The sequence below is a fragment of the Streptomyces sp. NPDC005962 genome, from assembly GCF_040629205.1.
Classification (GTDB): Bacteria; Actinomycetota; Actinomycetes; order Streptomycetales; family Streptomycetaceae; genus Streptomyces.
Genome location: NZ_JBEXVE010000024.1, coordinates 105299 through 126340, shown reverse-complemented (window position 1 = coordinate 126340; position 21042 = coordinate 105299). Strand labels below are relative to the sequence as shown.

26 protein-coding genes are annotated in these 21042 nt (G+C 71.5%); all 26 read right to left on the bottom strand.

The features are described from left to right. Window positions 1-242 precede the first annotated feature (242 nt). Window positions 243-1361, bottom strand: coding sequence for a DnaB-like helicase N-terminal domain-containing protein (locus ABZ370_RS31825; protein WP_358627663.1), 1119 nt, complete (start codon window positions 1359-1361; stop codon window positions 243-245). Continuing rightward, a complete protein-coding gene (locus ABZ370_RS31820; protein WP_358627744.1) occupies window positions 1361-2632 on the bottom strand; it encodes a DNA cytosine methyltransferase in 1272 nt (423 codons plus the stop codon). The genes ABZ370_RS31825 and ABZ370_RS31820 overlap by 1 nt, the downstream gene beginning before the upstream one ends. After that, entirely contained in the window at window positions 2629-3552 is a 924-nt protein-coding gene (locus ABZ370_RS31815) for a hypothetical protein (RefSeq protein WP_358627741.1), read from the bottom strand. Before ABZ370_RS31815 ends, ABZ370_RS31820 begins: the two co-directional genes overlap by 4 nt. Before the next feature lie 114 nt (window positions 3553-3666). Then, window positions 3667-4473, bottom strand: a complete 807-nt coding sequence (locus ABZ370_RS31810; RefSeq protein ID WP_358627660.1) for a hypothetical protein — start codon at window positions 4471-4473, stop codon at window positions 3667-3669. A 45-nt stretch (window positions 4474-4518) separates the two neighbouring features. Further along, the gene (locus tag ABZ370_RS31805) at window positions 4519-4893 is read right to left on the bottom strand and encodes a hypothetical protein (protein ID WP_358627657.1); all 375 of its coding nucleotides are present in this window, start codon (window positions 4891-4893) and stop codon (window positions 4519-4521) included. A 32-nt stretch (window positions 4894-4925) separates the two neighbouring features. Further along, window positions 4926-5387, bottom strand: coding sequence for a hypothetical protein (locus tag ABZ370_RS31800; protein ID WP_358627654.1), 462 nt, complete (start codon window positions 5385-5387; stop codon window positions 4926-4928). A 205-nt stretch (window positions 5388-5592) separates the two neighbouring features. After that, a complete protein-coding gene (locus tag ABZ370_RS31795; RefSeq protein ID WP_358627651.1) occupies window positions 5593-6069 on the bottom strand; it encodes a hypothetical protein in 477 nt (158 codons plus the stop codon). Window positions 6070-6173: 104 nt separating this feature from the next. Continuing rightward, complete coding sequence (locus ABZ370_RS31790; RefSeq protein WP_358627648.1) at window positions 6174-6911, bottom strand: DUF317 domain-containing protein; 738 nt, start codon at window positions 6909-6911, stop codon at window positions 6174-6176. A gap of 122 nt (window positions 6912-7033) precedes the next feature. Continuing rightward, window positions 7034-7633: a hypothetical protein gene (locus ABZ370_RS31785; RefSeq protein ID WP_358627645.1), complete on the bottom strand. Its 600-nt coding sequence runs from the start codon at window positions 7631-7633 to the stop codon at window positions 7034-7036. 130 nt (window positions 7634-7763) lie between these two features. Beyond that, window positions 7764-9557 carry a TraM recognition domain-containing protein gene (locus ABZ370_RS31780; protein ID WP_358627738.1) on the bottom strand — a complete coding sequence of 598 codons (1794 nt, stop codon included), beginning with the start codon at window positions 9555-9557 and terminating at the stop codon, window positions 7764-7766. Between the two features lie 39 nt (window positions 9558-9596). Further along, window positions 9597-10364 carry a DUF317 domain-containing protein gene (locus ABZ370_RS31775; RefSeq protein WP_358627642.1) on the bottom strand — a complete coding sequence of 256 codons (768 nt, stop codon included), beginning with the start codon at window positions 10362-10364 and terminating at the stop codon, window positions 9597-9599. 2 nt (window positions 10365-10366) lie between these two features. Next, window positions 10367-10783: a hypothetical protein gene (locus ABZ370_RS31770; protein ID WP_358627639.1), complete on the bottom strand. Its 417-nt coding sequence runs from the start codon at window positions 10781-10783 to the stop codon at window positions 10367-10369. 176 nt (window positions 10784-10959) lie between these two features. Beyond that, window positions 10960-11790, bottom strand: coding sequence for a DUF317 domain-containing protein (locus ABZ370_RS31765; RefSeq protein WP_358627636.1), 831 nt, complete (start codon window positions 11788-11790; stop codon window positions 10960-10962). Continuing rightward, window positions 11781-12137, bottom strand: a complete 357-nt coding sequence (locus ABZ370_RS31760) for a hypothetical protein (protein WP_358627633.1) — start codon at window positions 12135-12137, stop codon at window positions 11781-11783. The genes ABZ370_RS31765 and ABZ370_RS31760 overlap by 10 nt, the downstream gene beginning before the upstream one ends. A 26-nt stretch (window positions 12138-12163) precedes the next feature. Then, the gene (locus tag ABZ370_RS31755) at window positions 12164-12967 is read right to left on the bottom strand and encodes a DUF317 domain-containing protein (RefSeq protein WP_358627630.1); all 804 of its coding nucleotides are present in this window, start codon (window positions 12965-12967) and stop codon (window positions 12164-12166) included. Further along, window positions 12964-13347, bottom strand: a complete 384-nt coding sequence (locus tag ABZ370_RS31750) for a hypothetical protein (RefSeq protein WP_358627627.1) — start codon at window positions 13345-13347, stop codon at window positions 12964-12966. The genes ABZ370_RS31755 and ABZ370_RS31750 overlap by 4 nt, the downstream gene beginning before the upstream one ends. A gap of 281 nt (window positions 13348-13628) precedes the next feature. After that, a complete protein-coding gene (locus tag ABZ370_RS31745; protein ID WP_358627624.1) occupies window positions 13629-14036 on the bottom strand; it encodes a hypothetical protein in 408 nt (135 codons plus the stop codon). Between the two features lie 16 nt (window positions 14037-14052). Further along, on the bottom strand, window positions 14053-14700 hold the full coding sequence (locus tag ABZ370_RS31740; RefSeq protein ID WP_358627622.1) for a hypothetical protein: 648 nt from the start codon (window positions 14698-14700) through the stop codon (window positions 14053-14055). Next, a complete protein-coding gene (locus ABZ370_RS31735) occupies window positions 14697-15455 on the bottom strand; it encodes a hypothetical protein (protein ID WP_358627619.1) in 759 nt (252 codons plus the stop codon). Before ABZ370_RS31735 ends, ABZ370_RS31740 begins: the two co-directional genes overlap by 4 nt. Window positions 15456-15478: 23 nt before the next feature. Continuing rightward, complete coding sequence (locus ABZ370_RS31730) at window positions 15479-16153, bottom strand: hypothetical protein (RefSeq protein WP_358627616.1); 675 nt, start codon at window positions 16151-16153, stop codon at window positions 15479-15481. 35 nt (window positions 16154-16188) lie between these two features. Next, entirely contained in the window at window positions 16189-17034 is an 846-nt protein-coding gene (locus ABZ370_RS31725) for a relaxase/mobilization nuclease (protein WP_358627614.1), read from the bottom strand. Continuing rightward, window positions 17031-17456, bottom strand: coding sequence for a hypothetical protein (locus tag ABZ370_RS31720; protein WP_358627611.1), 426 nt, complete (start codon window positions 17454-17456; stop codon window positions 17031-17033). Before ABZ370_RS31720 ends, ABZ370_RS31725 begins: the two co-directional genes overlap by 4 nt. A gap of 99 nt (window positions 17457-17555) precedes the next feature. Continuing rightward, window positions 17556-18050 (bottom strand): hypothetical protein, encoded by a 495-nt coding sequence (locus ABZ370_RS31715; protein ID WP_358627608.1) that lies wholly within the window; start codon window positions 18048-18050, stop codon window positions 17556-17558. Between the two features lie 45 nt (window positions 18051-18095). Beyond that, window positions 18096-19340, bottom strand: a complete 1245-nt coding sequence (locus ABZ370_RS31710; protein WP_358627605.1) for an MFS transporter — start codon at window positions 19338-19340, stop codon at window positions 18096-18098. A gap of 19 nt (window positions 19341-19359) precedes the next feature. Beyond that, window positions 19360-20550 carry a hypothetical protein gene (locus tag ABZ370_RS31705; RefSeq protein ID WP_358627602.1) on the bottom strand — a complete coding sequence of 397 codons (1191 nt, stop codon included), beginning with the start codon at window positions 20548-20550 and terminating at the stop codon, window positions 19360-19362. Next, window positions 20547-21005, bottom strand: coding sequence for a hypothetical protein (locus ABZ370_RS31700; RefSeq protein WP_358627599.1), 459 nt, complete (start codon window positions 21003-21005; stop codon window positions 20547-20549). The genes ABZ370_RS31705 and ABZ370_RS31700 overlap by 4 nt, the downstream gene beginning before the upstream one ends. Between the last annotated feature and the right edge of the window lie 37 nt (window positions 21006-21042).

Genomic DNA, 21042 nt, shown 5'->3' with positions numbered 1-21042 from the left:
GCCGAGGTAGGTGCCGACCGCGACGGTGGTGTGGCCGTCGTGGGCGTGGGCGTGGATGAGGAGCTGGCCGTTACGGATGTGGTCATGGATCTGCTGAGCCTAGTTGGAGACCTCGCGGAGCTGGGATGGGTGGGGTGGGTGTCGAGGAGGACGTGCGCGTCGATGGGGGGAGTCACGTGGGGTGTCGTCTCTTCTGCCGGTGGCCGGGCCTTCGGGTCCGGCCACCCGGCGTGTGCGGGGTGCTATCGGGGTGCCCGCGCGGCGCGGGCGGTGCGCGCGGCCGTGGTGGTCGGCGGGCCGGCGCGGGTGGTGGGCGCCGGTCGCGGTCGCTGCCGCGGGACCGTTGCGGTGGCGTGCTGCCAGCGGGTGCGGACGGCGCCGATGTCGGCGAGGGACCGGCGGGCACCGACGACGAGTTGGAACGGGGTGTTCGCCGGGTCGCCGGCATACGCCTCGATGCGCCGGCCGGTGTGATGGGCGGTGGCCAGGAGGGAACGCTGCAGGGTGCGCTCGCCCCAGTGCTCCAGGGAACCGACCGGTTCGGCCAGCAGGCGGAGCACCTCGCCCGGTTCACTTCCCTCGTCCCGCAGACCGCGCTGCTGGACCTCCCACAGGATCGTGACGGGGTCGACAGGCTCACGGCGGCGGGCTAGGGCGGTCAGGCACTGCCACAGGCCGGCGTGCAGCGGCAGGGTGAAGTCCTCGGGGAGCAGCCACCGCACGGAGTCGATGTCGGCGGGGTGGGCGGTGGCGGTCGCGAGCAGCAGCTGCTCCTCCTCGACCGCCTCGGTGCGGTCGGGCGTGATGGCCGGCGGTGGTGCCGCGGTGCGGGGCAGCATTCCGGCGCGCGGCGGGAAGTGGATCGCGATGTCGTCCACGACCGCGGCGAGCGCGTCGGCCTCGGCGAGCACCGTCGGGACGGGCTGGGGGAGGGAGGCATCGTGGGCGGTCTGGACGAGGCGTTCGGCGGCTGTCTGGAGACGGCGGCGGGCGTGTTCGGCCTCGACCATCCGCGCGTATGCGGGTGCGTGTGCCGGCCACAGACAGGGCTGGATGAGGTTGTGCAGGTAGGAGGCGGTCAGTCCGCGCGCCTGCTCGTGCCCCGTGGCAAGCACCTGGTCGAGCCACTTGGTGTTCTTCGCGTGCTCGGCGGGGTCGGGCAGCGGCAGGGTGCTGATCGCGGCGAACAGCGCGGCGTGGTGACGGTCGGCGAAGCTCTCGGGGCCGATCCGGGAAATGTTCTTGAGTTGCTGGGGGTCGACGAGGAGGGCGCCCAAGAGAGACTGCTCGGCGTAGAACCCCAGCGGCCGTCGTGGCGGGACGGGGACGAAGTCGTCTTTGTCAGGGTGGGGGAGGGACATCAGGCGGCCAGGGTGAAGTCGGTGGCGTTCAAGGAAACGGGCAGGTGTGGGGCGAGAAGGTGAGCCGCGAGCAACGGCGGGACAGCGTTGCCAATCTGGCCGAAGACCTGGCCTTTGTTGCCAGCCCAGGGGTAGTCGGCGGGGAAGGTCTGCAGGATGCCGGCCTCCCGGGCGGTGATCCGGATCGGCTCCGGCACAGCGGGGGCGTCCGTGTCCTGTGCCGGCGCAGCGGCCGGTTCGGCGACCCAAGTGCACTCGTTCGCGCGGTGCCCGAAGAACAGGGTGCCCGCCGGCTCCTGGATGGACCGGATGGTGGCGTTGGCCTGGTTGTTGCTGCGCAGCGACCATGACCAGCGGTGGGCCTCGGCGGTGAACCCCGGTACCGGAGCGCTGGCAGCACGGTTCTCACCGGTGCCGTGCCGGGCGGCCCATCCAGCTCCTTCGCGGCGGGACCGCAGGACCACTCCGTCCGGCCGGGGCATCCAGGTGCCGCGCTCCCGGGCGTCGGAGAGCGTTTTACGGGAGCCCGACGGGAACGGTTCGGGCCCGCCGCCGGGTCCGCCGCCGGCGCAGACGGTGGGGACAGGCCGGTCGGTCGCACCCCACCCCAGAGCCTCAGCCATGCTCACCCAGCGGGCACGGCCCGCACCGAACAGCGAATCAGGCTCATCGACCTGGGCATGTGTCGGCTCGGGAGGCTGCGCCGCACGGACCCGGGAGGCAAGCAGGATCGCCCGCCTCCGCGTCTGCGGAACGCCGAAGTCGGCGGCGTTGAGGACCCCGTACCATGCCGAGAATCCCCAGCCACGCAGGACGTTCGCGTACTGCTTCCACAGCGGCAGGACGTCCGGCACCTCCTCCATGGCGACCCACTCGGGCTCGCCGACCGTGCTCAGAGCGTGGAGGTAGCGCATCGGCTCGGCCGCGAGGAGAGAGCGCTCGTCGCGGCAGGAGGCGAGGAGCCGCTCGCGCGTGTCGCGTCCGGCAGCGAGGTCCTCGACCGCCTGGTGCACCAGCGGCTGATCCACCAGCCCGAGCCGCTTGCCGGCCATGCTCCACGCCTGGCACGGAGGAGACGCGATCAACCCGCGCGTCCGGCCGAGAAAGGGCCACGTCGGATACATCGCCACATCGGCCCGTACCGTCAACTGGCCAGCCGCAGAACGGGTCTTGCAGGCCCACGCGTCCCACTCCAGACCGACATCTCGCACGCCGAGGACGTCCAGCGCATGGCTCCAGCCGCCCGGCCCCGCGAAGAGATCGAGGATCACGTCGCCAGCCCGAAGTCGTCCTGCGTCAGCGCGTCCGCATCCCCGCGGCACGCCCACGGCGAGCAGCCGTCTACGACACCGCTCTCCAGCTCGTCGGCTTCGTCCGCGCCGATGCGCAGGGCGGCCCGTTCGGCCGGGGTGACGTGGTCGATCGGTGCCTGGCTCAGCGGGACGCGGGAGCGGTGCAGGAATGCCTTGCCGAGCAGTCGGCTGCCCGCCGCGTTGGCGCGGGCATTTCCCTGCCGGATGGCTGCGTCGAATTCGACGACGTCCGCCCATTCGGAGGGGGAGGTGTCCCTGATGTGCCGCCACTGGGCATTTCCGTGGAACGGGCACCCGAGGCAGCTCGATTTCGGTGTTTCGGCCAGCCCGAGCGACGTCAGGTAACGGATGCAATCCGCTCTGCTCCAGCCGAGGTCCAGAAGCGGATGCCGATTGCGCATGTACTTGACATCGGCGTCCTTGGCCCGGTGGAACTCATCGGTTGAGATCCCCACCCACTGCTCGACGAACACCCCCTTCGGGATGCGCGAGGGGTAGGGGTATCCGAGCAGTTCGCGGACCTTTTGCTTTATCGGTTTTACCTTGTATTCGCCGGTGCACTGCCTTCTGGTCATTCCAGGCCGCCCGTCCTTGTTGAGGATGTGGAGGGGCATGGAGGCGAATCGGTGCTCCGGGTTCAGTGCGTCACTGCGAATGTTTCCGGACGAGACTCGGAATATTGGGATTCCCGCAGGCGCGGCGATCTCTCGTTCCAGGCGGTCCACGTGGGCGTAAACCGCTTCCGGTTCCCATCCGGTGTCGGCGAATATTGCACAGTCGACCGTTGGGAGGATTCCCTCGGCCGAAAGGGCAAGGAGGGTGCTGGACTGAACTCCCGCACCTAGAGAAAGGCAGTGGAATTGGGGCTGATCTGAAATAGTCTGTCCTGGGAGTAGAGAAAGAGAGAGCGCCCTCAATGCGGGTCGTGCGAGCGCGGGCTGGGCGGAATCCGCGGTCGTGACGTATGGCGTGGCAGAGGGCGGAGATGCGGGTCATCGGGTCGCGGAGCGTGCCGCGGTCGCGGCCGGACGGGCGGACGGGCGGCCGGCTGTGAGCGCAGGGCGCCGTGGCCGGCCGAAGGTGGCAGCCAGGCCGCGGCACCCGTCAGCGGTGAGGTGGACCCGCTCGTCGTGGAGCCAGAGCGGGCACGGTTCGCGGGCCACCAGGCCGCGGGACTCCAGGGAGCGGACGGTGCTGATGGAAAGGCGGATGTCGTCGCGGCGGACGTACGGCTTGCCGAAGGCGATCGTCACCTCCCCCTGCGCGATGGCACGCAGCGCGGCGTCCTGAGCGGCAGACAGGGCAGGCGGCTGGTGCAGCGGGGACACACCCCGACGCCGCCGGTCGGTGACGACCAGCTCGGCGGCCGTCACCGCATCATGGGCACCGAGCGCGGTCAGGTCCCGTACGAGGGCGAGGCGGCTGCCGGCCTCATCCATGGCTTGCTCATAGGTCACGAGCGGCACGCCCTGGGCGGGGAGCCCGGCGCGGGCGCTGTCCAGGATGTCCACGGCGTCAAGGAGATGGTCGGCCGCGTCCGTGGCCAGGTAGGCGAGCTGCCGCACCCGCGCGTACACGGTGCGGATCGCGGGGCTGTGATACATCGACTGAGCGTCGATGGCATCCACGATGTGCAGCGCCGAGTAGGCCAGGTGCTGGGTGAGGGCGGTCTGGTGGGTGAGGGCGGTGGTGGGGCTGGAGCCGGTCAGCCGGAGCCGGGTCAGGGCGTCGTTGTGCCGGGTGAAGTCGGCGGCGAGGAGCAGAAGTTGCTCGCAGGCCGGCACGGTGGGGTCGGTCATAGGGGCGGGTGATGCCTTTCTCGGCGTGTGGGCCGTCGCGAGAGGTCAGCGGCGGCGTACGGCACGGTCGAACTGGGCTCCGGCGTGGTGGACGTGCGGGTTCATGGCGGCTTCGGGGGCCAGGGCGGTCAGCGTGCGGGCCATTGGGGGACGGTGGTCCGTGGAGGCACTGCTCACGAAGGCGAGCGGCTGGAGGCGGACCACCGCGTCCGAGACCTCGTGGCTTTCGTAGAGCCGCTCGTCGGTGACCGCCTTGAGGGCGGTGCGGGCCGCGGAGGCGAGTTGCTGGGTGGAGGCGACGTGGGCGTCGGGCTCGGGCTGCGAACCGGCCCGCAGGAGGCGGTCGAGCGTGTCGTTGTGCCCCACGTACTGGTCCGAGAGCAGCACCAGCCGTTCCACCGGCTTCGGCGGGGCGGCCACGTCAAACAGGAGGCCCTCGGCGGGCGGTGGCGTTATGCGCGGCGCCGGACGGCCGGTGCGTGCGAGGGCGCCGGGGCGGGTGCGCTCGCAGCGGCGGTTGACCTCGGCACCTCCAGCGCGGTGCGGGCAGCTGCCAGGGCCCGCCCGGCGTCGTCGAGGTGGATCCGCAGGCGGCTGTGGTGGTCGAGCGAGCCGAGCTTTTGCTGGAGCGTGTCCTGCGCTGTGGTGGTGAGGGTGACGAGCGGGGCGAGGGCCTGGGCGTAGTGGGCGATGGCCCGCCCGAGGTGGCCGGCGCCCGCGCCGAGGGTTTCGGCGGACGGGAGGTCGGCGATGTTCGGGGCGAGCTGGTACTCGATGTCGGCGGCCATACGGGCGGCGAGATGGCACAGCAGGTCGATGTGCCGTGTGGCGTTGAACAGGCCGGTGCCGTCCGCGGTGATGGGGTGGTCGCGGATGCCCGCGGACACGGCGTCTACCGCTTGGCGCGGGGACATGTCGTCGAGGTCGGCGGGTTCGTAGGTGTGCAGGGCGTCTCCAGGCAGGTGATTTAAGGGGACTTGCCACAGAAAGCGGGCGACGCGGTCCTTGCCGTGGCCGGCGTGAGGGCTGGTGAGCGTGGTGGTCGCGTCGATCTCGGACAGCTCGGCAGCCGCTCGGGCGAGGAGGCCGAGGGCGGGGCCTGCGCCCGGAGAGTGCGGGTCAGCGGTGACGCCGGGCCGGTGGTGTCGGAGGGCTGACGGCGGCGGGGGTACGGTCCAGGTCCTGTTCGTGTCCCGGGCGGGGTGAAGTACCAGGCTGGTTGCTGAAGGCGGGAGCGACGCGGTCGAGGGCGCGGACGATCTGCTGGGCCTGATCGTGCGCTTGGCTGAGCTGCTGGGCGATGTCCGCGGGGAGCCGGTCCCATCGGGCTGTGTCCTCGTAGTCCTTGATGATCTCTATGGCGTTGCGGAGCTGGTCGGCGAGCTGCCGCAGGATGGCGGTCTTCTGCTCCCCGGTGTTCGCGGTGTGCGCGGCCTGGAAGAGTGCGTCGAGGGCGGTGGGCAGCGGTCCGGGGTCGGTGGGGAGGCCGTAGAGCTGGGCGTGCAGGGCCTGGGCGAAGGCCGTGACCGGCCCGCCGGTGGATCGGTGGCCGAACTTGGCTCCGGCCTGGCGCCGGACGCCGAAGCTGACGGTCACATCCCGGGGTGCGGCGTCGGGGTGGATCTGAGCGGCGAGAGCACGCGCGAGGTCATGTGCGGTGGGAGTGTCGGAAGACGTCGTGACTCCAGGGGGTGGGGAGGTCAGCGGCGGCGGGCGGCGAGGGCGCGGCCGGCTTGTGCTGCGTGGTGATGGGCGTGGGGGTTCACGCTGGTGCCCCGTACGGGGGTGATGAGGGTGTCGCCGAGGTCGCGGGCGAGGTAGGGGATTTCGCGGAACTCCCGCTCTACCGGGTCGGGGCTGGAGAGGTGGGCGAAGAACTGCCTCACGAGCGGTTCGGGGGCATCGACGGTGAAGGTGGCGGTCCAGGTGGTGTTGAAGCCGCCGTGGATGGAGTTGAGCACGGTGTACGACGTTTCGGCGTCGGGGGTGTGGCGGAGGGTGCAGTACTGGTCCGCGGAGGTGAACTCGCCTCCGTCCGGGGAGGGCGTCCAGTGGTTGAGGGCGGCGATGTCGGCGATGCTCAAGCCGGTGAGGGGGATGCGTTCGCGGTGGCGCTGGTCGCCGAGCATCTGAGGGAGGCTCTGGGTGACGGCCGCGACGGCCTCAGTCGGCGTCTGGCGGGTGAACTCGGCAGTCCAGTAGGGCTCGTGGTGGGTGATGGTCCACCAGGTGCCGTCGAAATCCGTGGGGTCGAACTCGACCTTGAGGCTGTGGTCGGGACTGTGGACGCGGACGCGTCCGGTGGCCGCGTCGTGGTCGGCGTTCCAGCCGAAATGGTGGATGAGGGGGCCGAATGCGTCGCCGACGCGGTCAAGCCCCGTTCCGGCGAGGTGGCGCGGTGAGACCATCACGCGGTCGGTGGGGGAGAAGGCTGTCATGTGTGCTCCTGGGTCTTTGCCGGTCGTCGGCATCGCGGGCCGGGGGCCCGGCTCTGGGGAGAGGCGGGCGTGTGATCTGCCGCAGAGGGATATGGGCCCCGGGGCTGGAGAGGGTGTGGCAGTCAGCGGGTGCGGCGCTTGGAGGTGGTGGGCTGCGGTGGCTGGGCGGGTGCGGGGGCACTCGCCCGGGATGGCGCGGGTGGGATGGCGTCGGGTGTGGGGAAGCCGAGGCTGACCTTGACACCGTGGCCGAGAGCCCACAGGTGGATCTCGGTGCGGGTGACGATGCCGACGCTTTCCCGTTCGCTTATCTCGCCGGGCAGTGCGTAGCCGGTGGGCGTGCGCTGGAATCCGTGCTGCTCCAGCACCTGGCGGGCCGCATCCGTGTCGGCGGTGGCGGTCACGCGCCCGTCGGAGAGGTCGAAACGGGCGCCAGTCTCCGGCAGCGGACCGGAGTCCAGCCAGCGGGTCGTCCAGCTGAGGTCGGCGAAGTCCATGGTGTGCGGGAGCAGCTCGTAAAGGGCCTGGCCGGTCTGGTGGTGCGCTTCCTGAGCCGAGGTGGGCGGCAGCAGGTACAGGGCGCGGCCCTGGTGCTCGCGGGCGGTGAACCCGTTGCGCGTCAGGATGCGGTGGGCCGCGGGAAGGTCGCCGTTGAGGGCGACGAAGGTGTGCCCGTCGGTGGTGGAGCCCACGAACACATCGTGGTGGTCGATGAAAGCCATCGGAATTCCTCCGGTTACGCCGCGGACGATGCGGCGGGGGCAGGGATGTGGGATGTGCCTTCGGGGGCCTGCCAGACACGGACGAAGTCCGTTGCCGCGCGGGAGCGGACCGGCACCAGATGCAGGTCGCTCATGCGGCCGTGTGGAAGTCGGACTGCTTGGGAGCGGTCTTGGCGATGGCGCGGGTGGTGATGGCCTTCGAGGCGCGCGCGGAGGCGGCCGAGAGCTCACTGGAGCCGGGTTCCAGGTACCAGGGGCGCAGGTCCAGTACGGCGACGCGCATGCCGGTGGCGAAGACGAGCGCGGTGCCCTTGGGCAGGGCCCGGATGGCGTCGGCGGGCAGGATCCGCTCCTGGCGCATCGACAGGCTGGTGGACTTGCCGGACTCCGAGTGCGAGGTGGAGGCGGTCTCGACGTCGTGGTCGCCGATCATCCGGGACAGCTTGTCGGCGAAGTCCGGGTCGTCGATACCGGAACCGACCAGCTTGATGGTGGCGGCGGACCACATGGCGTCCATGCCCGCGTCCCCCCAGACTTTCTGGCCCTGGCGGTAGGACTGCAGGATCGTCATCGGGATGACACCACGGGAGCCCAAGTGCGAGTACAGGTCCGGCAGATCCGAGATCTTGCAGACGTTGGCGGCTTCGTCGAGGATCGCGAGCAGGGGCGGGTCGAGGCGTCCGCCGGCGCGCTCGGCCTGTGCGGTCGCGGCCCGCATGACGGAGTCCGCGCACGCGGCGATGAGCGCTGATCCTCCGCCGCCACCATCCTTCGACAGCAGGTAGAGGGTGTCCGTGCTGGTTACGAAGTCGGCGGGCTTGAACTCCGCGACATCGGTCTGAGGGGTGACCCAGGCGGCGATCTCCGTATTGAGCAGCGGCGCGGCGTACTGGCGCGCGGTCTCGTAGATGCCATCCCTCGTCTCCGGCGGGCCTTCCACCGTGCCCTTGAGCTGGGCGGCCACGGCGGCGAAATCATGGTCGCGCAGGATGTCCAGCGGGGTTCGGTCGGCGGGGAAGGCGAGCCAGGCCATCACGTCGGTGGCGGGCCGGTCGTCCAGGGCTGCGGCGAGGAAGAGCTGGCTGAGGATGTTGGATCCGGCCTTGGACCAGAAGTCACCCTGCTGGGAGGCATCGACGCTGGCTGCGACGAAGTGCCCGGCCAACCGGCCGGCGCCGTCGAGTGTTTTGGCATCGGCCAGGGGGTTCCACCACATGGTGCGCTCGGCGTGGGCGATCTGCTGTGGGTCCATCGTCCACACGCGTCCCACCGCCGCGCGGGCGTCGAGCGTGGCGGTGTAGGCGTCGCCTCCGGCCTTGTTGGAGGTCAGCAGGACCGGGCCGGGAGCGGCGAGGATCGAGGGGATCGCGAGCGAGGTGGTCTTGCCCGAGCGCGGGGCCATGATGGCGACGGCCACGTCCTCGTAGCCCATGCGCACTTCGTGCTTGGTGTTCTGCAGGTTGCCGAGCAGGATGCCGGTGTCGCGGGCCTCGACGTGCTTGGCGTCCTGCAGGCTCGGACGCAGGGAGCGGGCTTTGTCAGTGATCGCCTTGGCCATCAGCGGTTCGATGTCCCGGGCCTTGGCCATACCGGTGATCTTCTTCTTCCTGCCGCCGCTGCGGTTCTTGTGCCGGGCCCACAGGATGCCTGCGGCCGTCCCGAGGGCAAGGAGGAGGAGAACGGGGACGATGCGCGCACCGATCAGCAGGGATGTTTCTCCTGCGTCGGGCCAGACCTGCTCGGGGTGGCGCAAAGCGGTGGTCGGCTGGTAGGGGGCCCATCTGGTGCCGGTGAGGTAGGCGGTGATGTTGCCGGACAGCCAGGCGAGGTGAGACAGGGGGACAGCGATGGCGAGAACACCGATGAGGATCTTGAAGGCTATGTCGTAGCCGTCGCTGTTCGGGGGAGAGGTGGAGCTGGACAGGAGGCGGTTCCAGGAGTACGGGGCGGAGCGTGGGAGGCGTTAGCGGGCAGGCCGGTGCGGCGGCGCCTTCGGCGGCTGTGGCGCGGGCGCCGGTTGTTTGGACCGGGCGGTAAGGGCACGGACGCGGTCTTCCAGAGCGGAGGAGACCTGTGCGGCGGGCACTTCCCGGTGCGTGAGGGTGACGAGATCCGGGTCGCGGGTGGGAAGCTTGAGCGGACTTCCGGTGCGCGGTACCGGGCTGGGGTCGGCGAGCGCGGTGGTGAACGCGGCGATTAGGCGGGTCGGTGTGTGCTCGGCAAAGACGGCTTGCCACACGGGCCGGGCGTCGTTGAGCGCCGTGACGAACCAGGGCCCGCTTCCCGCGCCATCAAGGCGTCGGACGCACGCCGTGCCGAAGGGGGAGACGAGTCGTTTCTGGATTCTGGCAGGGCTCCAGTTGGCTTGCAGGAGCGGCTCGTAGGGATCTGCCTCGGTGGACCCGCCCGGCGTCGGGTCGGTGAGGTCGTCGAGGAAACCGGCGATGGCCTCAACCGGGGTGCGGGCGCCGAAGCTCGCATACCAGGCGGGCCGGTCCGGTTCGGCGCTGTGGTGGAGGATCCACCACGGCCCGTCGGGGACGGGCTCCAGCCGTAGCACGGCTTTGTGGTCGGGGCTGGAGAGCATGACGCGCGGAATGAGGGGCTCGCCGCCGTCGCTCCACCCACAGGCGCGGTGCAGGGGGACGGTGATCCAGGCGGGGTCGCCGCCGCCGGCGAGGTGGCGCGGGGCGATGAAGTTGACCTCGACGGTTGCGGGAGTCGGGGGCATGCTCACTTCCGTGTCGCAGTTCGCCGGACGGGTGCGGGCGCTGGTATGGGAGCCAGAGGCGAACGGGTCTTGCGAGCGGCGGAGTTGATTTCCCGGAGCGCCTTGCCATGGGTGGCCCAGTCGTCGAGGTAGCTCCACGATTCGGCGTGATGCTCGGCGAGGGCGTCGTCGAAGTCGGTGGTGCCGGGCTTGGCGGTGGCGGGCAGGGCGTCTCGGGTGGCCAGCCACTGTTCGTGCAGTTCGTCGAGCCGGTCGAGGGCGGTGTGCAGGACGCCCAACTGGTAGGTCCAGCGGCTCTGCACCGTGTTCTCGGGCAGCTGGGCCAGCTGTGTCTCGGCGGTGGCCAGCAGGTGGTGGGCGCCGTAGTGGAGCGGCTCGAACGCCGTGAGGGTGTCGGCGTCGCGCTGGCTTGCACGCATGCCGTAGGCGTGGTCGTCGTGGGGCCAGCCGTCGAGGTCGGAGTGCTCCTCGGAGTACGTGTCCCAGGCGTCGAGGATCTCCTTGCTGTCGCGGATGAAGCCGTCGAGGTGGCACAGGAACTCGCGGTGGGCGGTGGGATCGAGGGAGATGGTGGCGGGGGTCCTCTCTCGTGGGATCAGCGGCGAGCGGTCGGACGGGGAGTGCCGGCTGTGACTGGAATGGCCGTTGTGGGGTTCGGCTGCTGTTGGCGGCGGGCGGCGCGTGCTTGCGCGCGGACGGTGTCGAGGCGGGCGGTGTGTGCCTCGACGACCTGTTCGGGGGTGAGGGGGCTTGGTTTCTGCACGGCGCTGTGGTGGATGGTGTGGTCGAACAGAGCGCGTCGCAGTGGTGCGTTATGGGCGAGGGCGGTGACGAAGGCGTTCATCAGGTGGGCGGGTGCGTGGCCGTCGATCCAGGCGTGCCATATCCGGGGGCCCATCGGGGTGCCGTATCCCGGCTCGCACGTCTCGACGTGCCAGTGCCAGGTGTGGTGCCGACCGCCGTCGTGCCGCTGACGCACGTGGCACATGCCGTCCGGCGAGACGGCAGCCTCGTCGGTGTCGATCGTCCAGCCTGCGGCCTTCAGCACGTCAAAGGGGGCCGGCTGCTGGGTGGGCGGCGGGCCGATGAGGGCGTCGGTGAGGCTGCCGAGGATCTCGGCGGGGACGAGTTCGCCGAACTCGGCGTACCAACCGCGCTCGGTGTCGGTGGGCTCGGCCCGCAGCCGCCACCACGCGGAGGTGGCGGACTGCGGGTCGAACTGGAGACGGTGGCGAAGGTCAGGGCTGCGCAGGACGATCTCGGCACTCAGAGGGTCGGAGACGGCGCGCCATCCGGCGGCGGCCAGACCGTGAGTGACGTGCCGGGCGTCTCCGGGGCCGGCGAGGTGGCGGGGGTTGGTGTCGAACGGGATCTGCCTGGCGTGCTTGTCGGCGAACGCGGCGAGCTGCCGTGCGCTCAGCGGCACCAGCAGCCCCCCGGCTCGCTCGCGCCGGCGCTGCCGTACAGGTCGCGGAGGTCGTCCAGGGCGTAGTGGAGCGTGTGCTGGTCGGTCTGCTCCCACGCGGCCGTGCGCAACTCGGTGATCAGAAGGTCGACCTGTGCGGTGCGCGGCGTGTCTGGGTGTTCCTGTACGGCGCGGGCGAGGGCGCGCAGGGTGTCGGCGAGCTGGACGGGCAGGCCCGTGTATTCGTCGAGGAGCGGCTCGATGAGGGCGAGGGCTTCCACGGGTTCGGGGTTCTCGCGCAGGTAGTCGGTGAGGTCCGACAGCGTTTCTGTGGCGGTGCGGATGGTGTCCGGGGTGAGTGCGGGCATCGGGCTCCTTGGAATGGGGCGGCGGGTCAGCGGCGGGTCCGGGCGCCGCCGGCCGGGGTGTAAGGGCGGGCGGTGGTGCGTGGCCGGGTGTTTCGGGCGCTGTTGCGGGCCCAGGTGGCGGCGCGGGCGGCCGTGATCCGGGCCTGCTGCCACGCACGGAGCTGGGAGGGCTTGACGGAGACCGACCAGGTACGGATCTGCGCGCTGTGCGGGACGCGTCCGCGCGGGCGCATCACGGGATCAGGGTCGGCGAGTTCGGCCGAGAAGGCTTGCACCAGGTGCATCGGCGTGTTCGGTGAGAAGGTGGCCGTCCAGCTGTTGCCCTGCTTGTCCTTCGCCCCGGTCCACCACATCGCCGAGCCGTCGGGGCTGTGGTGGTACTGCATCCACGCGGTGCCGTCCGGGCTGGTCGCCCTGTAGTGCTCGCCCTCGAAACGCGTGTGCCAGTTCTGCTCCTCCAGCGGCGCCCAGACGTTGGGGGCGTGGGCGGAGCGGGGACGGGTGAGGGCGTCGGTCAGACCGGCGACGATCTCCACCGGCGTCTGCCGGCCCAGGTGCGCCGCCCACTCGCCGTTGGGAACGTCCGCTTGGCCATGGATGGTCCACCCGCCGGGCAGGACGTAGGGGGCGTAGGCGACACGGACGGTGCGGTCCGGGCTCTCCATGAACACAGGACCGCCCGCCTTGGACCTGTCCCGCCATCCCGAGGCGCGCAGGAACTCCGAGACGTGCCGGACGTCGCCGCCGCCGGCCAGGGCACGGGGCAGCACGAGGTAGTGCTGCTCGGCCTGCTCGCCTGACCCCCAGCCCTGCCACTGCTTCTTCTTCACCGTCGCCGCCGGACGACGAGCGGCGCGGGTGCCGGTGGCTTCGCCGAGGTGGTGGCGGGCTGGGCGCCGACGTGCTGCAAGGTGTCCATGTGTTCCTCCAGGTCGAGGGCGACGTCGTGCAGCACGTTCGAGGCACGGCCCAGAGCGAGCCACACCTCTGCGGGGAGCGCGCCTTTCCCTGCCTGGCCCTTGGCGAACACGCTGCCGGTGGCGACGAGATGGGTGACGCCGCCGAGGACTCCGGCGTCCGAGTCCAGAACACGGGCGATGACCTCCGCGGCCTGGGTCGGGGGGAGCTGAGAGAGGTGGTCGGCGAGCTGGCCGAGCTGGCGGGTGATCTCGTCGGCCAGTCTCACCGGGTAGGGGGCGAGGTGGGACATGCTCCTCCGGGTCAGGACGGGGCGGTCAGTGGTGATGGCAGTGGCCGACGCGCTGGGGCTCGGCGAGGACGGCCTCCGGGCGGGCGCCGGCCAGCGGGGAGGCGCGGTCGGGACCGGTGGGGATGCAGGCGCGCAGGTAGCGGCGGAACAGAGCGGTCGCGAGTCGGGGTTTGAACCGGTTGCTGATGGGTGGGGGTGTGCGGGGTGCTACGGGTTTCTCCGGGGATTGAGCGGGTGCGGGGTGGGCGGCCCCGGCGGGGTGCCGGGGCCGCCCGGTGGTCTTACGGGGTGCGCCGGGCGGGTGCGGGGCGCGAGGGGGAGCTGGCCGGCGCCGGAGACTGCGCGGCGGGGTGGGCCGCACGGGCGCGGATGTCGTGCACGGCCTGCCGGTAGGCGTCTTCGTCGAAGACGTCGGACGTGCAGTTGACCTCATACCCTGCCAGGAGCAGGGCGGGGATGGCGCGAGTGGCCAGGCGCTTCTGCTCGTCGGCACCGAGGTGTTCGGGCACGGTGTGCCAGATGTAGAGCGGCGCGGCCGTGGGGTATTCGTGGCGTTCCAGGCCGAGCTGTTCCAGCAGGTCGTGGAGCTTGGCGGGGGCGCCGGTGGGGGTGTCGGCGTGGATGGTGGTCGTCAGGGCCTTGATGTAGATCTCGACATCCGTGCCGCATTCGTCGGCGAGGTTGGCCATGTGTTTTTCTCCGGGTTCAACGGTGGCGGGAGGCAGCGGGCTGGGCGGTGCCCGGCGGCGGTGTGGGTGCCGCCGGTTGCGGAGCGCGGGCGGCGTGGTTGCGGGCGCGGAGGATGACGTGCGCTGCTTGGCTCATGGAGCTGGCGGTGTCCCCGAGCCGTGCGAGGGGTTCGGGTTCCTCGCCTGGGGCAGCACCTTGGAGGTCACTGGCGGCGATCCAGGCCCGGACGACCACTTCTCTGGTGAGGGGCAGCAGCCCGTTGACCGGGGCGGCGATCTCGGTCAGCACCTCGGCCACCACACTGTTGGTCCCGGCGGCAGAGGCCCGCTCGGCGAGATGGGCGAGGTAGCGCACGGCTGCGTCGCGTTCGCCGTCCGGCGTGGTCAGCGTGTTCAGGGCGGGGTCGAGGTGGACGCTGTGACCGGCGGCGAGCAGGGCATGCGAGGCGGTGGTCGCCTTCAGCCGCTGCTGCTCGACGGGCAGGCCGTAGGGAAGCCGGTGGTAGTCCCCGCGAGGCCCTGCAGCACAGAGGAAGCCGCCGGTCCGCTGGAGGATGTCCGACGCCTTCTCGGTGCCGCCGATGGCGACGACCAGGCCGGTGCGCGGGTCCTTGGTGATGGTGACGTACTCCAGCACCCAGAAGTCGGGCTCCGACTGCTTCACCGAGCCCTGGTGGCCGGCGAACGGCTGCCGGCCGGGGAGGGCGGCACGGAAGCTGGGGCGGAGGTGGGCGCGGTCCGGCCTGCGGGGCGCTGGAGGGCGGTGCCGATGCCGAGCGCGTCGAGCTGCGGGCCGATCTCTCGCAGGGCGCGCGCCTGCGCCCTGGTGTCGTCACCGCTGAGGCGGTAGATGCCGCTGTGCGGGTCCTGGATGAAGCTGTTGGCCACGAGGACGGCGCTGGCGCGGTCGCCGTCGGGGGCCGTGGCGACGCTGCCATCTGGCTGCCAGGTCAGGACGACCCGGTCCGGCTGGGAGGGCTCGATGCCGCCCAGGGCGTTGTGCCGGACCTGGGCGAGCGCGCTGTCGTAGCGGGCGAGCAGGTCGCCGGAGACCCGCTCGGCGCTCAGGAACGGGTCGTCCGCCAGGGCGATGCCGTTGGGCTCGGGAACGGTGCGGTACGCCTCATCGGGCAGGGCCCGCGAGGCGACGGCGGCGATGAGGAATCCATCGCGTTCGTCGTGCCGGTCCACAAGGACGAGCTGGGCGCCGTCTGGGCGGCTCAGGACGGCTGCCTGCTGGAGCGGGTGTTCGGAGAGGGAGGCGGCGACCAGGTCCAGGTCCCAGATGCGGTCGGCCAGTTCGGCGAGGTCGTCCTTGGCCTCCGGCGGGAGGTGAGTGCTGGTCCAGGTGTCGGGGAGTTCGCCGGCGAGGACGTCGGCGTACGAGGCGAGGCGCTCGGAGGTGTCGTGGTCGTGCATGGTGTCCTTGGGCGAAATGGGGGTCAGCGGCGCAGTCCGGCGGCCACCGGGGGCGGCGGGGCCGGGATCGTGCGCGGCGGGGGCGGGCAGGCGCACACGGCGGAGCGCTCGCGTTCGGTGGCGGGGACCTGTTCGGTGCAGGTGCTGCGGCCGGGGTGCGGGGCGTGCCGGTCGGCGAGGTCGGTGCGGGTGTAGGCGAGGTCGGTGCGGATGATGTGGAGGTACTCGTCGGCGAGGTAGCGCAGCCACCGGGCGGTGTAAGGGTCGGCCGCCTCGCCGAGCCCCTCGTGGAAGTCGGCGGTGGCGGCGAGAACTTCGCGCAGGGCGGCGAGGATGCCGTCGTGGGCGGCGGTCAGCTCGGTCAGTGCGTCGGCCGCCTCGTCCGTGGCGGTGGCCTCGCGAATCCGCGCGGCGAGATGGGCGATGGAGGAGCCCAGCGGCAGGTAACTGGCCGGACGGGCGTCGGTGTCGAAGCCCGCGTCGCAGCCGACGTGATACCCGGCGACCCGGAGGCGGGCGACGGCGTCGGTGGCGAGACGGGACTCGTCGTCCTCGGCCAGGCCGGTGGGGGCGCGGTGGTAGGTCTCGTGGACGCGGACGATGGCGATGAAACCCGCGCGCTGCAGGACGCTGTGCGCCTCGGAGTCACCGCCGCGGGCAAGGAGTTCGTCGGAGTGCGGGTCGCGGCGGATATCCACGAAACGGTCGGTACGGGGCAAGGAGACGTCTTTTCCTACGGCGATCGGTGGGCGGTGTGCAGGGTGACGGGCGGTACGGCCGCGACCCGGGGCTGGCCCAGGTGGGCGGCGGTGGTGTCCAGGTCCTGCTGGATGGCGTGGAGGCGGCGGGCGATCAGCTCCAGCCGGTGCGCCGAGTCGGTGCCGACGGCTCCCGGTTGGCGGGCGATGCGGTGTGCGGTGTGCTCGACCAGTCCGCGGACGGTGGCCAGCGGACCGGCCTGTTCGTCGGAGAGCTGCGTGAGAACGCTCGCGAGCTGGGCCGCTGCCGTGGGCGCCGTACGGATGACGGGCCGCGCCGTGGGCCCGGTGCGTACGGGGATCAGGTGCAGGTCCTGCTCGATGCGGCGGGTTTCTGCTGCGATCCGACGCGGAGCGTCTGCGGGCGGTGCGTGCCACGCACCGTCGAGGCGGATCAGGTTGGCGATCAGATCGAGGCGTCCGGGCTGGGCCTGAACGGCGATCCACCGGCAACCGTGCTCCTTGCCGGGAACCTCGATACCGGCGGCCCGCGCGATCCGATGAGCGACCTCGGCCCACTCCGGTCCGGACAGTTCCCGGTCGTCTGAGTGAAGACGGACGCCGAGGTGGAAGATCGCCCGCCGGTCGTCGCCCCGGCTGGCCGCGAACCGATGCTCCAGGTACGGGTCTTCGAGGTGCTCGGCCCACTGGACGGACGTCCAGGTCTTCTGCTCGTCGTCCAGGGTGAAGTAGTCCAAGCCCGGCCAGTGGGCGACCACCGTGTACTCCGTCAGGCCCTCGTTGGGCGAGACCGGCCGCCCCAGCGCCTCGGCGAGCGAGTCGTGCGGCCTGTGGGCCCGCTCGTGCAGGCGGGGGATCACCGGCCGCCCCGGACGTCGGCGATGTGCACCAACTGGTTGAGGGCGGTGGTGGTGTACCAACCGCAGTCGATCAGCTCGTCGCGGCCGGCGAACCGCGCAAGGAGCGCATCCTCCATGGCCCGCAGGTAGATCAGGCAGTCCGGGCAACGGTACGAGAGGTGCGCGAGGTAGCGGGGGTGGGCGGTGATGTAGGTCTGCGCGCCTCCGGCGGCGTCGCGCAGCCGCCACCCGTCCTCGTCGGTCGGGGTATGCCAGGACGGGGCGACGACGCGCATCGCATCGCCCCACAGTTCCCCGCCGGCCACCCCCTTCAGGACGACGATGGTGTCACCGGCCTGGAAATGCTGGTGCGTGATGTCCCGGTCAGGGGTGAGCGGGTCGGGTGTCGGCGCGAAGGCCGACGTAGGCGGGGGCTGGGACAAGCGGTTCCTTCCACGCGAGGCTGGCGGGGTGGGAGGAACAATGGTCCGGAAGAACACCGGTTTGGCTAACCGGCGTTTCCCGGCTATGTTCCCCAGCCATCAGCGGAACGGGTTCTCCGTACCGCGGTCCGCCACGGTGGCGGCGTCGAGGAGTTCAAGCAGGTCAGTGCCCTCTGCGTCACGCTGATCGATCCACCACCCGGCGCGCGTGATGGCGCGAGCCTTCTCCTCCAGCTCCGCCCAGTCCGCCTCGTCCCAAGTCCCCTCCTCGACCAGCGCGGTGTGCGCGGCCGCCATCAGCTGGTGGCGGGAGCGCTCACCCCAGCCCAGGGCCTTCTCCGGGCCCTCCAACTGCGGCATGTCGAACTGCTTCGCCCACGCGAGGGCAGCCTCCTGCTCGGCGGCGCGCTTGGCTGCTAGCCACTCCTCCTTGGACTCGGTGTCGGCGTCGCGCGCCTTCCAGCAGTTGGTGCAGTCCTTCGCCGCGAGCCAGCGGGCGAATGCGGCCCGCTTGTCGGCAGGACGACCGGACAGGTCATGAACCACCTGGTGGGAGCAGGCGTGTTCCACGGTCCACTGCGTACGGACGGCCATAAGTAGGTCTCCTCAAAACGGTTGGAAGGTAGGGGTGCGCCCTGATCAGGGCTTGTTGTGCCGGCCGCGCTGCCGCTGGCCGGCGGGGCCGAGACGTCGGCGCGCGGCGAGAAGGATGGTGAGAGCGAAGGCCGCGCCGGCGGCGGGGAGCACAGCGCTGGCCAGAGGCTGCTCGGCGAGGCGTCCGGCGAGGGCGGTGCCTATGGACTGCCCGGCGCCGATCGACAGGATCAGCCACGCGTACGCCTCACTGGTGCGGCCCGCGGGAGTGAGAGCGTCGGTGGTGACGTAGGTGCAGGCGACCACGACGGTCAGGAACACACCGGGCACCGCGATCGCGACGGTGGCCGCATACGGGCTCGGGAGGGTAAGGAGCGGGAGCCACCCGGTCAGGAACGCGGCTGTGGCGATGATCAGTCGCCGGGTGGTGGCGCCCGGCCAGGTGCGGCTTCCGTAGATCAGGCCGCCCAGGAAACTGCCGGTGGAGAACGCGGCGGGAAGGGTTCCGGAGAGCATGTCCTGGTGGTGGTGCTCGGCCATGGCGATGGACCACACGTTCATGGCGCCGATCGCGAACCCGATGCCGGTGAGTGAGAGGAACAGCAGCAACACGGCAGGGGCGGCCAGCCCCCGTGCCAGGGCCGCGTCCTGGACCCCGGTCCGTTCGGGTCGCCAGTGCCGTGACGGCGGCGCGAGGGCGACCGTGACGGTGCCGGCCAGGCCGAGGGCGGCGGTGACGGCGAGCGCGACGGCGGGGTTGTACGCGGAGGCGAGAGCGGCGACGAGCAGGGGGCCGACGATGTACAGCAGGCCCTGTGTGCCGGTGTCGAGCGCGAGCGCGGCGTGCCGCAGCCGGGGGTCGGGCAGCACACTCGGCCACAGCGCCCGCAGCCCAGCCTCCAGGGGCGGCGTGGTCAGGCCGCCTCCGACGACGATGGCCGTGCCGAGGCCCGGTCCACCGTACGGTCCGGCCAGGGGCAGGGCCACCAGGAGGGCCGAGTTGAGCAGGGCGGCCGGGAGGTGCACCGCGCTGTGGCCGTGGCGGTCCATGAGGCGTCCCTTGACCGGCTGGGCCAGCGCGGAGGACAGCCCGTACAGGGCGCTGAGCAGTCCGCCGAAGGCGATGCTGCTGCCGCTCGCGGTGGCCCACAGGAGCATGACGACGGGCGCCATGCTGTTGGGGAGCCGGCCGGTGAGGGTGCCGCCGAGGAGGCGGGCGACGTAGGGGCTGCCCAGCACCGCGCCGTAGGTGATGCGCGGTGCCGGTGCCGGGGGCGCGGTCAGGGACAACGGGTGCTTTCTCGGTGGCCTAGCGGTGGCGGGCGGGCGTGCTGGCGCGGGGCGGCGGTGTGGGTGGTGCGGTGTCCACGGCCGGACGCGGGCGGACGCGCAGCACGGGGGTGCGGTGCGGCGGCAGGACGGCGACGGTCGAGCCGAGGTCCTCGGCCGCCTCCTCGACTTCGCGGGCGAGGAACTCCATCTGCCGGCCCAGCGCCGAGAGACGGGCCGCGATCTGGCGGCCCTGCACGGTCTCCAGCGCATGGGCGAACTGGCAACTTGTTTCCAGGAGTTCCTGGAGACGGACCATGGGCCCTGCGTCGTAGCCGCGCTGGGTGGCACTGAGGAGAGCGTTCGAGGCGTCACCGGCGTGCTGGGCTTCGATGACGTCCCGGGTGAGTTCGTGCAGCGAGATCTCGGGGGCGGGCTCGGGCCGGTTGAACCCTGAGACATCGGCGCGCAGCACACCGGGCGGCACCGGGGCAGGGAGTACCTTCCCTGCCTCGTACTGGTCGGTGTAGTGCCCGATCACCTGCCAGCCCGGCGCGTCCAGGTCGCCGCGCAGCGCGACCACCGTCGAGTCGTCGTCCTCGACGAGGTAGGCGAGGGAGATCGGCTGCCCGTCGGCTGCGTACCACGACTCGGTCAGCTCCAGCTCGCCTCGCCTCTGCGCGGCCTGGGCCCTCTCGGTCCACATCTGCTGTTCCTCTTCGGACAGCGGGGCCTTATGGTGCTGGCCATCGCTCTGGCCGGCGAGGTTGCTGGCGATCATGCTGTGGTCCGCCCAGGCGGCGAGGTGCGGCCACAGGGCCGCGTGCTGCGCGCGTTCGGCTGCGGACCCAGGGGCGGCCGGCCGGTCGAGCGCCCGGCGGATCTCGGCGGCGGAGACGGCCAGACCGTCCAGCACGGCCCGCCACCCGGCCAGGTGCCGGGCAGGTGGCAGCTCGTCGAGCGCGCGGCGGGCGGCACCGAGCAGAGCCTCGGCGTGCGGGGCGAGGCGGGTGGTGTACGCCTCCACCGCCGCCTTGTCGCGGTGGGCGCGTGCGGCTGCCGCGGCGCCTGCGTGGACGGTGCGGCCGTAGCGGTCGCGTGTCATGTCGAGCGCGACCTCGCTCTCGTGGTCGATCCCGGCCATCCGCAGCCGGAAGCCGCGGGCGCCGTCAGCGAATTCGGACGCCACCGGCAGGGAACTGTCGGGGGTCGGATTGCTTGCGGGCGTCATCGGGACCGCCCGCCGCCCGAGGCCGTCAGGTGGACGGTCGGTGCGTAAGTGGGCTTCGGCGGGACCGCCCGGGCCGACGGCGGGGAGGTGGTGGGCGGTGTAGCGCGCTGCGCCGTTCGGCCTGCGGCGGCCTGGGCGAGACGGCTGCGGCGTTCCTGGAGCCCGTTCGGCCGGACCGGGCGTCGTGGGCTGGCGGCCAGGGACGGGTCGAGGCGGATGTCGGCCTGCACGGTGTAGCCCTGGCGGCGCAGATCGTGGATCGCCTGGCGGGTGCGGCGGGGGCCGTCGCGCTCGGGCTCGCTGAGCCGGTACAGCCCAAGTTCACCTGGGACGGGCTCGAACTGCTCGCGTTCCAGGTACCAGTGGGCGAGGTGCGCGGGTATGGAGGAGGTGAAGGAGGCGACGAAGCCGTGGGTGGCGTGGTCGCCGAAGGCGAAGTGGGTGCCGGGCTGCAAGGGGGCGGGATTCTCCTCACGTTGTCGAGTGGAAGGC